This is a genomic window from Ruegeria sp. SAZD011 (genome assembly GCF_059612545.1).
This window is the reverse complement of record NZ_JBXWQU010000045.1, coordinates 1-12,686: the sequence shown is the minus strand read 5'-3', so window position 1 is coordinate 12,686 and position 12,686 is coordinate 1. Positions and strand designations below refer to the sequence as shown.

Below are 12,686 nucleotides of genomic sequence, written 5' to 3'. Positions count from 1 at the left end.
CATAGACCGGGAGGAACACAATATGCCGACAAATATTATCGCTGGCTTCACAGCGTTACGGATTGCCCGCAAGACAGCCCAGGCCGGGGCTGCTGCGCTATTGCTTGCAAGCACGGCCCATGCAGCTGACTATGAAATGATCATCGGACACCTCTACCCCGAAGACCCGCTGAGCAATGAAGTGCAACCCAGCCTGCTGCATTTCGAAGCCCTGGTGGAAAGCGCCACCGGCGGGGCCATCGACGTGCAGATCTTTGCCGGCAGCCAGTTGGGGAACGAAGTGGAATCCGGAAAGCAGACCCAATCCGGACGCACCATGCAGGCGACGGTGATGTCGTCGGGGGCGATGTCTTCGTTCTTTTCCGACTATCAGATCGTCACCTCTCCGTTCCTGTTCAATGATTACCTCACAGCCCGCGCCTATTTCGATGGCGATTGGCACGCGAATTTCATGAAAGGGGCAATCGAGGAAAGCGGGCTGCGTTATCTGGGGACGTTCGACGACGGGGGCGGATTTGTCGCCCTGACGACCAACCAGCGGCTGGTGAAGACCGTCGAAGACCTGGCAGGTCTAAAGATCCGTGTCGAGGAAAACCCGGCACATGTCGCGATCATGAAGGCGCTCGGCGCCTCGGCCACACCGCTGCCTTGGGGCGAGGTCCATACCGCACTGTCCACGGGCCTTGCAGATGGTCAGTTCAATGCTCCGGGCATCTCGACCGCCTACAAGCTTTATGAAGTTACCGATTACACCACGCTCAGCGGCCACGTCTACAACTCGACGACTTTCGTGGTCAGCGACAAGTGGTTCCAATCGCTGCCAAAAGAGTATCAGGAGGCGATTGCCGTCGCGGCCCGCGAAGCGGTGAAGATCGGCCACGGCATCGCGGCACTGCAGGCCATCAACGGATGGACGGAAAGCTGCAAGCTGTTTGACGAATGCTATGTCCTGCCTGCTTCCGAGCGGACCAAGATGGCCGAGATTGCGCGCCCCGCATGGCGTGAGTGGGTCACCGGCGATTTCGGAGTGGACCCGGCACTGGTCGATGAGCTTTGGGCGGAAGTGGCACGCATCTCTGCCACCGAGAAAGAAACCAGCATCGGCCTCTACGCAGACTGATCCGGGATGAGCGCAGCCCGGACATGCTCCCGGGCTGCGCGTATTTGAGCATCGGAGCACCAAATGTCTTGGCTTGCACATTTCAGCATGCGTCTCAACGTGATCGTCACCGCTGTTTGCGCCGCGATTCTGGTTTCCATGCTATGCATTTCCTTTTCCGGAGCACTCTATCAGGTAATTGTCGGTGACGCGTTGAGTTGGACCTATTCGCTAGCCCGGCAGTTTGTCCCCTGGATCGCGCTGCTCTCGATCACTGTCGCCTTTCGCGGCGGCGAGCATGTCGCCATGAAGCTGGTTACCAATGCGATGCCGGCGTTTCTCCGCTCCGTTCTGCAAGTGATGACGATTGCGGCAATTGGCGTTCTGGGCCTTGTTCTGCTGGTCTACGGAATACAGTACACCGTCGAGTCCGATCAACTGGTCATGATCAGTGACCAGATCCAGTTCTCGCAGCGTTGGGTAACAGCAAGCCTGCCGGTCACGGGGGCGATCATGCTGGTCCATCTCGCCGCCGGGCGCGCGTTGATCGAGGAGACGTCCCCGCATGAGATGGACTTTCCCGTCAGCAGCCAGGAAGCCGCTCAAAAAGTGGAGCTACGCTGATGCCAATCGTTGTTTCGGTTTTCGTCGTGATGCTGCTGATCGGTGCCCCGGTCGGTCTTGTGATGGTCTTCGCGGGCGGAGCCGGCGCTCTGTCACTGGGTGGGCTGCACTACCTGATCATTGTGCCTGACAAGATGTTTTCGGGCGTTTCTTCCTTCGTGCTTATTGCCGTCCCCTATTTCATCTTCACGTCCGAGCTGATGAGCCATGCCAGCCTGACCGAGCGGCTGATTGCCTTCAACAATGCGCTGTTCGGGCGCATCCGTGGGGCATTGAGTCATGTGAACGTCACGGTCAGCGTGTTCTTTGCCGGGCTGACGGGGGCCGCTGTGACTGATACGGTATCCATCGGCCGTATTCTCATTCCCGCCATGAAGGAAGAAGGCTATTCGGCCGAGTACAGCGCGGCCGTCACGGCCTGTTCGTCGATCATCGGGCCGATCATCCCGCCAAGCATCATCATGGTCGTCTATGCGACTATCCTGCGTGACGTTTCGGTGATCGACCTGTTCGCCGCCGGCATCATCCCCGGTATCCTGATGGCAGGCTCCATGCTCGCGGTCAGCATATTTCTGGCATGGCGCAAGGGCTTCCCTCAGCACGAGCCCACCGCGCTTTTTGCTGCATTCATGGCCTTTGTAGTCTCGCTGCCTGCGCTGATGGTCCCCATCGTTATTCTCGGCGGCATACTGTCAGGCCTGACCACCGTCACCGAGGCATCTGCCTTTGCCGCTGTCTACACGCTGCTGGTTGGTGCCTTGCTGTATCGCCGCCTGAGTTGGGCGAAGGTATGGGATGCCATGGTTGTGACCATCCGGTTTTCCGGCGTCGTGTTCTTTCTGCTGGCGGCTTCTGCGGTTCTGTCATGGTTTGTCGTTCGCTCGGGCCTCGCACGGGATGCAGCCGATATCATCTCGGGAGTGTCCGATAGCCAAACCGTACAGTTGCTCCTCGTCATCGCGTTTCTTATCCTGCTGGGTACTGTCATGGACGTGCTGCCCGCACTGGTCGTGGTCGGTCCGATCCTGCACCCCACCATGGTAGGGCTGGGCTTTGACAGCCTGCATTTCGCGATCATCATGATTGTCACGCTGAACGTGTCGAACATCACGCCGCCGGTTGGGATGACGCTGCTGACGGCTGCGAAAATCGCAGAAGTTCCGACGGAGCGCGTCGTCGTTGCGGCAATTCCGTTCTTCGTCGCGGTGATCGCCTCGATACTCTTGCTGGCCTTTGTTCCTTCGCTGTCGCTTTGGCTGCCCTCGCTGCTCGACTAAGGGAAATCTGACATGACCAAGAAAGTCGTCGTCATCGGGGCCGGACTCGCGGGGCTTCAAACTGCCTTTTTTCTGAAGCGGGAGGGCATGGATGTCACCGTGGTCGAGCGCCGCGAGGGGCCTGCGCTTGAAACCAGTTTTGCGAATGGCGGGCTGATCACCCCCAGCCATGCCGCCCCCTGGAATTCACCAGGAATCTTCAAGGTGCTTCTGTCCTCGATCGGCAACCCGTCATCGGCGATCTACGTCAAGACCTCGGCAATTCCGCAATACATAAGGTGGGGGCTGAGTTTCGTTCGAAACTCCACGCCTTCCCGGTTTCGGCAAACCATCCAACGCAATGCACGGCTGAGCCACTATGCTCTGGACCAGTACGATGCCCTGCGCGAAACCCTCAATCCCCCGATGGACCGGGGCGGACTGGGCACAATCATGATGTACCGCGATTCCGCAAGTTTCAGGAATGCGGAGATCGCCAATGGGATCGTCGGAAGTGCCGGGGTTGATGTCACAACGTGTTCGCCAGCCGATCTGGTGCGGTTGGAACCTGCCCTGACCGATATCAAAGACCGGCTGGCCGGAGGCTTCTATTACAAAGATGACCAGCACGGCGATGCACACCAGTTCTGCGCTTCTTTGTCCGATCATCTGAGCGCCGAAGGGGCCGGTCTTTGCTATGGCGAGACGGTCACCGACATCGAGCTTTCCGGCGACATGATCAGCGCCGTGGTCACCGACAAGACACGCCATGCCGCCGACGCCGTTGTGCTTGCCGCAGGTTTCTGGAGTGCCGCGCTTGGTCAAAAGCTGGGTCTTCGGCTGCCGATCAAACCGGTCAAAGGCTATTCGGTGACCTATGACGTGACAGGGTGGAACGGCTCGCCGAAAATCCCTGTGGTGGACGATGCACAGCATATCGGACTGACACCATTTGGGGATCGGATACGCTTTGTCGGCTCCGCCGAATTCGGTGGGTACTCACCCGAAATCAATCCGGCGCGCATTGAAAACCTGCGCCGCGCGGCCTTTGCAACATACCCGAGCGTACGTGAACTTGTCGAAGGGGCAGAGCCGCTCACGACATGGTGCGGGCATCGGCCGATGACGCCGGATTGCTTGCCGATCATCGGTCAGCAAGGCCCCCGAAACCTTTATCTGAACACGGGTCACGGGTATCTCGGCTGGACCACGGCCAGCGGCACGTCGCGTGCTGTCAGCGACCTTATCGCAGGACGACTGCCCGCTCTCCCGGTGTCCGATTACGGACCTGACCGGTTCTGACACTCCATCCAATGCCAATCGTAGGGGCGCTAAATGACAATCGAAACACTTGGAGGCGCGGTCACCCTTGCAGATGGAACTCCGGTGCCGCTGTCAAAGGCGGTCCGCGCAGGTGATTTCATTTTTCTGTCCGGCCAGCTTGCATTCGGTTCCGACGGCAAGATCGTTGCGGGCGGCATCGCTCCGCAAACGCGTCAGTGCCTGACGTTGATCGAAGCGTTCCTGCAGAACCTGGATGCTCAGTTGTCAGATGTGGTACGGGCGACAGTCTGGCTGACCGACGCCGGCGATTTTTCCCCCTTCAATACGGTCTACGCAGAATTCTTTTCGGAGTACCCGCCGGCGCGTTCGACGGTTTGCTCTGAGTTGATGTTACCCGACGCAAGAGTGGAGATAGAGGTTACGGTATTCAAGCCCAAGGAATAGTCGGCCCGACCATACCGGCATCCAGTGGAGTGCAAGCCCGCGCAAGAAAAAAGCGGTTTTACTGCTGCTTGTTCCCCCGACATCTGCACAATACCATATATCTCGAGGCCAAGCATCTATGCCTGAAGGAGAAACCATGAATGTTTCGGCAAGGGAAACGCTCCCCGAGGAAGAGACCTTCGGACAACGTCTCAAAGCGAAGCGCAAAGCTCGCAATTTGACTCTGACCGAATTGGCAACGCGATCATCGGTTTCTGCTTCGACCATATCAAAGATCGAAAACGGGGGTGTTTCGCCGACTTATGACGTCATTCTGAGGCTGGCGGCAGGGCTGTCCATTCCGGTCAGCGCGATGTTTGGCGAGACCATCCCAGAGTCCAACGAAGGTCCACGGCCGACTGGATGGCAGGTCGTCGGCCGGCCCGATGAATATGACTTGTTGGACACCAAAAATTACGAACACCGCTACTTGTGCTCCAGTCTGAAGACGAAGCGCCTGCTGCCAGTGCTGGTCAGGATAAAGGCGGGGTCTATCGCCGAGTTCGGTGAACTCGTCCGCCATGATGGCGAGGAATTCATTTATGTTTTACGAGGCACGGTCGAGCTGCACAGCGAATTCTATGCAACCGTTGTATTGAACGTGGGAGAGTATGCTTACCTCGATAGCACCATGGGTCACGCATACGTATCGGGGTCCGATGAAGACGCCGAAATACTTTGTATTTGCGCGGGTCAGGTTGCGTTCGAAAGTGACGACAAGACTGTCATTTAAGGTCATTTAGCAGGATATGGGCGTGTGCGATTGGGGCAATGTGGCGCATATGGTTTTTCGGCCGATCCCAATCAGGGCGTTTGATGGCGCGCTCGTACTGGCACGTATTCCAGACGGTAGTGTCGCAAATTTTTCAGTTCAACTGCTGGGCCTGATCTACCAGTCATGTCAAGTGCTTGGCAGGGAGTATGCGGGGTGATTGATTTCAAGGGCGTGCACTATCCGAAGTCGGTGATCTTGCTTGCGGTGTGCTTCTATGTTCGCTACGCCGTTTCCTACCGCGATCTGGAGGAGATCCTCGCCGAGCGAGGCGTCACAGTCGATCACGCGACGCTGAACCGCTGGGTGGTGAAATTCGCACCGCTGATAAGTGGTCCGATCTGAACAACTCTTATCAGGCTGATTTTGTTAGGCTCCAGACCCATTGATTTTGGTCTTTTGGCATGATTCAGGCTCCGTAAGGAGACCCGATCGATGAGCAACCTTTACTGGCCGACGGATGCCCAAATGGAGCGCCTGAAGCCGTTCTTTCCCAAGAGCCATGGCAAGCCCCGCGTCGATGATCGCCGCGTCCTGAGCGGCATAATCTTCATCAACCGCAATGGCTTGCGCTGGTGTGATGCGCCAAAGGAATACGGCCCGGCGAAGACCCTTTACAACCGCTGGAAGCGTTGGAGCGAAAACGGCGTTTTCGCTCAGATCATGGTCGGCCTGGCCGCCGAAAGCGCCGAGAATAAGACGATCATGATCGACGCGACCTATCTCGAGGCACACCGAACGGCATCGAGCCTGTGCGTGAAAAAGGGGGGCGTGGGCGCCAGATCGGTCGCACCAAGGGCGGCATGAACACCAAGCTGCACGCCGTCGCGGATGCCAAGGGGCGCCCAATCGGGTTCTTCATGTCCGCCGGTCAGGTCAGCGATTACACCGGCGCATTGGCGTTGCTGGGCAGCTTGCCAAAAGCGGGCTGGCTGCTGGCCGACAGGGGCTATGATGCCGATTGGTTCAGAGAAACGTTGAAACACAAGGGGATAAAGGTCTGCATCCCGGGCCGAAAGTCACGTAAGAAGGCAGTGAAATACGACAAGCGGCGCTACAAAAGGCGCAACCGCATCGAGATCATGTTCGGCAGGCTCAAGTATTGGCGACGCGTCGCAACCCGATACGACCGCCGCCCGGAAACGTTCTTCTCCGCAATCATGCTCGCCGAAACCGTTCTGTTCTGGCTATGAAATTCAATGAGATGCCGTAACGGGTCGGACACTTCACGACCGTTACCGCTTGCCGGATGTCGCGCGTGCAGCTGTCGTTCCCGCACCAAATTTTTATGGAGGATGATGGGATGAAGCTGTTTGTTGGGCTGGACGTATCGCTAGCGAAGACTGCGGTCTGCGTGCTCACGGAGCATGGAAAGATTATGGAAGAGATGGAGGTTGTCAGCGAACCGGAGCCGCTGATCAGCTTGCTTAAAGGGCTCGAAGGCGTCGTTGAAGCGATCGGTCTCGAAGCTGGTCCGCTGTCGCAATGGTTGCACCGTGCGATGATGGAGATCCGCCTGCCTGCCGTTCTGATGGAAACCCGGCAGGTGAAGGGCGCGCTAAAGGCCATGCCCATCAAAACCGACAGGCGCGATGCGGAAGGGATCGCGCGCCTGTTGCACCTCGGCTGGTTCCGACCGGTCCACTGCAAGTCGGTCTCCGCCCAAGAGGTGCGCGCGATTCTGGCGGCGCGCAAGGCCGTCCAAGGGAGCATGATCGCTTTGGAGATGTCGCTGCGCGGGCTGCTTCGGAACTTCAGGCTCAAGGTGGGTGCTATCTCGCGCGGCAGGTTCGAGGCGCGGATCTGGGAACTGGTCGAAGGAAACACGATGCTCGAAGCCGCAACGGAACCCATGCTGCGCGTTCGCTCGGCCTTGCGCCAGGAACTGGCAGGGCTGGAGAAGCTGGTCCGGCAGATGGCTTGCGAAGACCCAGTCTGCCTGCGCTTGATGACCATGCCGGGCGTCGGAGCCGTCGTCGCACTCACCTACCGATCCGCCGTCGATGACCCGTAGCGCTTCCGATCATCGAAGAATGTCGGTCCTTGGGTTGGTCTGACACCCTCTCGCAGCCAATCTGGAGAGCGGGATGTCTCAGGCGGCATCACCAAGGCAGGAGATGTGAACCTCAGGCGTGCCCTGTGTCAGGCAGCCACGGCCATGCTGAATCGCGGGCGTGGCAACGCACTTCGGACATGGGCATCTTATGTTGCCAAACGCCGCGGTAGGAAACGTGCGATGGTTGCCTTGGCCCGCCGCATTGCTGTCGTGTTGCATCGTATCTGGGTTGATGGAACGACCTTCAGGATGGAGGCTGCGCCGACCAATTGGGCCTGACCGCTTCGCCTGCCTGATTGCAGGCTCCCGAGGTCCCGAAGGGACGCGGTTCCAGTGATGTCGTGGTCTAGACCGTCGCCAGCCACGCTGAGCACGCCAATGAGATGGGCACACCGGAACTGCATCGAACCAGCATCATGTCGGCAGCCCTCGCGGCTGACCACGGACCGAAGCATGTTCCCGAAAGATCTCACGAAAGAGCCGCGAGACGCCGGGCGGATCGACCGAACAGGAACAGCCCGTCGGCGGGGTCAGATCGCTTGACCGGAATCTCTTGACTGACAGGGACCCGTTACCGAAGTCTGGACCCTAGTCTGGATTGCCGTGTCCGATCCCCTACCCGAAGAAATCGATGATGTGCTCTGGCAGGAGGCATGCCGTCGGGCGGATGCAATCCGCAAGGTCCTAAAGGGTGGCGACGACCAGACTTCGGCGGCCGTCCTTGCCTGACGCTCGCCATGGATGTCTTCACCCGGATGGTGACGGGGTTCTACCTCTCCATGGACCCGCCTTCGCGCCTTTCGACCAGCCTGTGTCTGCTGCATTCTGTCTATGACAACACAGCCTGGTTGAAGGAACGCTAGATCGACAAGCCTTGGCCTGTCGCTGGCCTGCCTGAGAGAATACATGTCGACAACGGCGCGGATTTCCGAAGCCGTGCCTTCAAGCGCGGATGCGAGAACGCGGGCATTGCCATTGACTGGCGTCCGCCGGGGACACCGCGCTTCGGCGGGCATATCGAGCGGTTGATCGGCACGCAAATGGGACGGCTGCAGCTTCTGCCCGGCACCACATTCAGCAACGAACAGGATCGCGGCGAGTATGATCCCGAGCGGCACGCAGCCCTGAGTTTGCGCGAACTTGAAAGGTATATCGCCCTCGACATTGTCGGCTCCTACCATCAGTCGATCCACAGTTCCTTGAGTCGTCCACCTTTGGCGGTGTGGCACGACCATGAAGGCGACATTCCCCTTCGACTGCCGGAGGACCGGCTACAGTTCTGGGTCAACTTCCTGTCAGATCAGGAACGAACGCTTCGGCCAACCGGCATCCATCTCTTCGACATGCGCTACTGGTTTGCCGCGCTCAGTGCTGATGTCAGACGGACCAACCGGCGGCTGCTGGTCAAATACGATCCCCGCGACATGTTGGCCAACCTGACCCCCGCCGACGTCTATCACGGCCGCGGCGAGAAGATCCTGAAGATGAGAGAGGAGATCAAGAAGCAGACAATCAGAAAACGCCGGTTGCAGCACCAAGCTGCTGCCGCCTAAACTCAAACAGAAATCGAACCAGAGCCTCCGTTACGATACAGCCTCAGCTCTCCGAAAAACTCTGACGACGGACACTGTCTGACGACTGGGTCAATGACCAGGCGACCCTGCCGATCAACTTGTCCGTCAGCAAGGTCACAAAGATCGGAAACTTGCCAGTCAAGTTTCAGGCCGGGGTTGATACTATGCCAAATTCAATGACATGTTCGGTCAGGACTGGGCAATCAACTTCTCGGACTAGCCCGTCGTTCAGAATTTTTCTACAACTAGATCAAGGGGTGAAGGGTGGTCAATTCATATCACCCTAAATTATAGGGAAGGCAGACTAGTCATGATCAGGAGAACCAGTCCTGCTAATATTTGCCGGCAAATGGACGGATGCAAACCCCTGTCGAGGTCGTCTTCTCGGGTGTGGGGTCTCTAGATGGCGGAAATGTCCCCAGAGACACAGCAGCCCGAGCGGCGCGATTGGAAAACCTTGGACAGACGAATGGTGCGTCTGCTTTCAAGTCTAGCGTTTGCGGTCTGCCTTGGCTCCCCTGCTTTCGCGAAAAACCCGATCAAGAACCAGCTGAACGGCCCAGTGAAGACCGTCGCCAGCGCCGATGTCGGCCTGAGAAAAGGTAACTTCATTCTGGCGCCCATTCCGTTCAGCAATGACACGATCGGAAACGGGCTGGCTCTTGGGGCCGGGTATCTGTTCAGTCTGCCCGGATCGAAACCATCGGGAATCGGGGTGGGATATTTCGAAACCGATACTGGCAGCTATGCCTACGGTCTTGGCGGCAGCGTCGTGTTCGACAATGACCGCTGGTCGCTGGGCGCCTTTGTCGCCGAAGGTGAGTTGAACTATGACCTGCCGATCGTCGGAGCGCTGGCGCTGCCGGTGACGCAATCCGTATCCGGCGCCGTTATTCGACTGGACTACGGGTTCAGCAAGACCTTCAAGGCGGGGCTGGGACTGGCCTACCTCGAATCCAACATCGCGTGGAACCCGTCGATTACACTGCCCGGCTTCCTGCGCCCGGACATGGATGTGGAACTGGCGCGTCTAACCTTCGACATGGTTCACGACACACGCGACGACACGTTTTATCCACATACTGGAACATATGCCGCGCTCGACCTCAGCTATGGCCACATACAAGATTCCGTTTTTGGCGGGCGGCTGACGTTCAGCGACAGATCATACACCAAGATGGTCGCCGAGGCGTCTGTGTTTCGACCCATCGGAGCCACGGGGGTGATCGCGTTCAACGCCGTGCTATGCGGTGCTGGCAGCGCTGCCCCCTTCTTTGATACCTGTGGTGTGGGATTCGCTGATGGTCTGCGCGGGTTCTCGGCGCTCTCCCAACTGGCGGATTGGTCCGCATCAGCGCAGGTTGAATACCGGGGACGCTTCAACCAGCGCCTTGGCTATGTCGTGTTCGCTGGCGCCGGAGCCGGCGGAAACGATTTGACTAGCCTTTCTTTGAACCTGGGCGGGTCAGCTATTGGTGCCGGGCTTCGATATCGCCTATCGAAGAAGTTCGGGCTGGATTATGCGATCGACTATGCGCGCAATAATCATGGAGATGAATTTTTGTATCTTTCAGTGGGACAAAAATTCTGAGGCCACTGCGGAAAGGGTAAGAAACTCATGTCATCATGCAAGACATCAAGCTTTGCAATACGCCGGGTTTCCACCGCATCTTGCCTGCTTCTTTTCAGCATGATGGGTGCGCTTTCGCCGAGTTGCGCGGTTGCCGACATTCAATACGGAAAGCGCGGTTTCGCAACGCCTGACAGTGTCGAAGGCACACTGTTGGCAACCGCGGAGCGGCAACAGCAAGGTGCCCTAGAGAGGGAACATCTGAACTACGCCTTCGGCTTCGCCGAACACCGGGCGCTCGTCGCGTGAAGCGGTCTTGCGGCTGCTGGAGGGGCGGTTTTTCGCTCTCCGTGACCCGCTTTGGGGCCGATCTGGCGATTCTGGACGGACTCGTCCCTCATGCCAACAGCCTTCGTCGCACCAGGAACAGGTTGCCGAGGGCGAACAGCGTGAAGAGCTGGGCGCGGTTCTTGGCGAGGCCCCGGTAGCGGGTCTTCACGTAACCAAACTGGCGCTTGATCACCCGGAACGGATGCTCGACCTTGGCGCGTACCATGGCGATCAGGCGATTGATCCGCGCGTCGACGGGATGCAACCTGCCGCCCCTTGGCGCCTTGCGCATCACGCCCCAGACCTGGCTGTCGTGCAGCTTGGCGGTCGAGGTCTCGAGGCTGTGCGTCACGCCGCTGCCGGCATCGACGCCAATGTGTGCCTTCATGCCGAAATACCAGTCGTTTCCTTTCTTGGTGGATGACATTTCGGGGTCGCGCGCACCCGCCTTGTTCTTGGTCGAGGACGGCGCGTCGATGATCGTCGCATCCACCAGCGTGCCCGAGCGCAGCGTGATATCCTTGTCCGCAAGGTGGACATTCACCTCGGCGAAGATCGCCTCGGTCAGCCCGTGCCGCTCCAGAAGATGGCGGAAGTTGAGGATCGTTGTCTCGTCGGGAATGCGGTCGTCGCCCAGTTCGATCCCGGCGAAGCGACGCATCGCCTCGCTGTCATACAGCGTCTCTTCCGCCATCGGGTCGCTCAATCGCATACACCCTGATCGAAACGGCCAAGCTGAATGGTGTGGACCCGCAAGGATGACCGCATCGGTGCGCTCTACGACATCGAGCGGGAGATCAACGGGCAGCTCGCCGAGCTCCGCCTTGCCGCGCGCCAGACGCACAGCGCGCCAAAGGTCGAGGCCTTCTTCGCTTGGTCCGAAAGCCAGCTCACGCGGGTCCCCGGCAAAGGCGACCTCGCCCGCGCTTTCCGCTATGGGCTGGCTCGCCGCGCCCCGTTCAGCCTCTTCCTCACCGATGGTCGCGTGGCCATCGACAACAATGCCGCCGAGCGTGCCCTGCGCCCGATCGGCATCGGCCGGAAGAACTGGCTCTTTGCAGGCGCCAACACCGGCGGCGAAACGCTGGCCCGCGCCATGACGATCATCAAGACCGCCAAACTGAACGGCCTCGATCCGCAGGCATATCTCGCCGACGTGCTCGACCGGATCAACGATCACAAGATCAACCGCCTCGACGAACTCCTGCCGTGGAACTGGACCCCGGTCGCCTCCGCTCAGGCCCAGGCCGCCTGATCAATCGCGGTAACAACCGGGCGGTTACCACCAAACAGACACCCGCTATAGACCTATTGATTTCAGTTTCTTGGCATGATTCAGGCCGCGCACCGCGACCTAAACGATGAGAGACCGCCCAGCCCGTCTCAACCGGATTCCTTCTGACGCCACCGAAGCGACGCTTTCGACGCCAATTTTAGCCTGCCATGCCGAGATAACGATCTGCCCTGTGCACCGAAGCTCAGCTTCCATACTCCTCGACCAAAATTGGCCGCATCAAATAACTCACGGAGACCGGGGCCTGTCCGTCGACATAGCCGACCTTCTGAACCGAACTCTGGGCGACCATGGTCCCGGTGATCCATACCGGGGTGAAGAGACCGCTAACCTCGATGCCCTCG

10 protein-coding genes and 5 pseudogenes are annotated in these 12,686 nt (G+C 58.8%); 14 read left to right on the top strand and 1 reads right to left on the bottom strand.

Annotated features, from left to right (window positions below; translation table 11 throughout):
• The first annotated feature begins 22 nt into the window (after positions 1–22).
• The 13 genes and pseudogenes from dctP to AC2FLM_RS22855 all read left to right on the top strand — a co-directional run bounded on the left by dctP (position 23) and on the right by AC2FLM_RS22855 (position 11,027).
• Positions 23–1,120 carry a TRAP transporter substrate-binding protein DctP gene (gene dctP / locus AC2FLM_RS22915; protein WP_496860084.1) on the top strand — a complete coding sequence of 366 codons (1,098 nt, stop codon included), beginning with the start codon at positions 23–25 and terminating at the stop codon, positions 1,118–1,120.
• A gap of 63 nt (positions 1,121–1,183) precedes the next feature.
• Positions 1,184–1,723: a TRAP transporter small permease gene (locus tag AC2FLM_RS22910; protein WP_496860083.1), complete on the top strand. Its 540-nt coding sequence runs from the start codon at positions 1,184–1,186 to the stop codon at positions 1,721–1,723.
• Positions 1,723–3,000, top strand: coding sequence for a TRAP transporter large permease (locus AC2FLM_RS22905; protein WP_496860082.1), 1,278 nt, complete (start codon positions 1,723–1,725; stop codon positions 2,998–3,000). The genes AC2FLM_RS22910 and AC2FLM_RS22905 overlap by 1 nt, the downstream gene beginning before the upstream one ends.
• Before the next feature lie 12 nt (positions 3,001–3,012).
• Positions 3,013–4,281: an FAD-dependent oxidoreductase gene (locus tag AC2FLM_RS22900; protein WP_496860081.1), complete on the top strand. Its 1,269-nt coding sequence runs from the start codon at positions 3,013–3,015 to the stop codon at positions 4,279–4,281.
• 33 nt (positions 4,282–4,314) lie between these two features.
• Positions 4,315–4,707, top strand: coding sequence for a RidA family protein (locus AC2FLM_RS22895; protein WP_496860080.1), 393 nt, complete (start codon positions 4,315–4,317; stop codon positions 4,705–4,707).
• 136 nt (positions 4,708–4,843) lie between these two features.
• Positions 4,844–5,479, top strand: coding sequence for a helix-turn-helix domain-containing protein (locus tag AC2FLM_RS22890; protein ID WP_496860079.1), 636 nt, complete (start codon positions 4,844–4,846; stop codon positions 5,477–5,479).
• 165 nt (positions 5,480–5,644) lie between these two features.
• Positions 5,645–5,848, top strand: a pseudogene (locus tag AC2FLM_RS22885) (hypothetical protein); the annotation flags it as partial.
• A gap of 105 nt (positions 5,849–5,953) precedes the next feature.
• A protein-coding gene (locus AC2FLM_RS22880; protein WP_496860078.1) for an IS5 family transposase occupies positions 5,954–6,711 on the top strand; the annotation gives its coding sequence in 2 pieces (ribosomal slippage) (positions 5,954–6,278 and positions 6,278–6,711; 759 coding nt in all).
• 110 nt (positions 6,712–6,821) lie between these two features.
• Positions 6,822–7,853 (top strand): annotated as a pseudogene (locus tag AC2FLM_RS22875) (IS110 family RNA-guided transposase).
• A 374-nt stretch (positions 7,854–8,227) separates the two neighbouring features.
• Positions 8,228–8,629: pseudogene (locus AC2FLM_RS22870) on the top strand (integrase catalytic domain-containing protein); the annotation flags it as partial.
• Entirely contained in the window at positions 8,615–9,127 is a 513-nt protein-coding gene (locus tag AC2FLM_RS22865; protein ID WP_496860112.1) for a Mu transposase C-terminal domain-containing protein, read from the top strand. The pseudogene AC2FLM_RS22870 and the gene AC2FLM_RS22865, both read left to right, overlap by 15 nt.
• A gap of 490 nt (positions 9,128–9,617) precedes the next feature.
• Positions 9,618–10,739 carry a BamA/TamA family outer membrane protein gene (locus AC2FLM_RS22860; protein WP_496860077.1) on the top strand — a complete coding sequence of 374 codons (1,122 nt, stop codon included), beginning with the start codon at positions 9,618–9,620 and terminating at the stop codon, positions 10,737–10,739.
• Positions 10,740–10,766: 27 nt separating this feature from the next.
• Positions 10,767–11,027: a hypothetical protein gene (locus AC2FLM_RS22855; RefSeq protein ID WP_496860076.1), complete on the top strand. Its 261-nt coding sequence runs from the start codon at positions 10,767–10,769 to the stop codon at positions 11,025–11,027.
• Positions 11,028–11,115: 88 nt separating this feature from the next.
• Here AC2FLM_RS22855 and AC2FLM_RS22850 read toward each other — a convergent pair.
• A pseudogene (locus AC2FLM_RS22850) lies at positions 11,116–11,751 on the bottom strand (IS5 family transposase); the annotation flags it as partial.
• A gap of 57 nt (positions 11,752–11,808) precedes the next feature.
• On the opposite strand from AC2FLM_RS22850, the pseudogene AC2FLM_RS22845 reads away from it, so the two are divergent.
• A pseudogene (locus AC2FLM_RS22845) lies at positions 11,809–12,303 on the top strand (IS66 family transposase); the annotation flags it as partial.
• Between the last annotated feature and the right edge of the window lie 383 nt (positions 12,304–12,686).

What these genes read in the sequence shown, in the direction of transcription:
- dctP (WP_496860084.1), top strand. Translation starts at nt 23, where the DNA reads ATGCCGACAAATATTATCGCTGGCTTCACAGCGTTACGGATTGCCCGC.
- AC2FLM_RS22910 (WP_496860083.1), top strand. Translation starts at nt 1,184, where the DNA reads ATGTCTTGGCTTGCACATTTCAGCATGCGTCTCAACGTGATCGTCACC.
- AC2FLM_RS22905 (WP_496860082.1), top strand. Translation starts at nt 1,723, where the DNA reads ATGCCAATCGTTGTTTCGGTTTTCGTCGTGATGCTGCTGATCGGTGCC.
- AC2FLM_RS22900 (WP_496860081.1), top strand. Translation starts at nt 3,013, where the DNA reads ATGACCAAGAAAGTCGTCGTCATCGGGGCCGGACTCGCGGGGCTTCAA.
- AC2FLM_RS22895 (WP_496860080.1), top strand. Translation starts at nt 4,315, where the DNA reads ATGACAATCGAAACACTTGGAGGCGCGGTCACCCTTGCAGATGGAACT.
- AC2FLM_RS22890 (WP_496860079.1), top strand. Translation starts at nt 4,844, where the DNA reads ATGAATGTTTCGGCAAGGGAAACGCTCCCCGAGGAAGAGACCTTCGGA.
- AC2FLM_RS22865 (WP_496860112.1), top strand. Translation starts at nt 8,615, where the DNA reads ATGGGACGGCTGCAGCTTCTGCCCGGCACCACATTCAGCAACGAACAG.
- AC2FLM_RS22860 (WP_496860077.1), top strand. Translation starts at nt 9,618, where the DNA reads ATGGTGCGTCTGCTTTCAAGTCTAGCGTTTGCGGTCTGCCTTGGCTCC.
- AC2FLM_RS22855 (WP_496860076.1), top strand. Translation starts at nt 10,767, where the DNA reads ATGTCATCATGCAAGACATCAAGCTTTGCAATACGCCGGGTTTCCACC.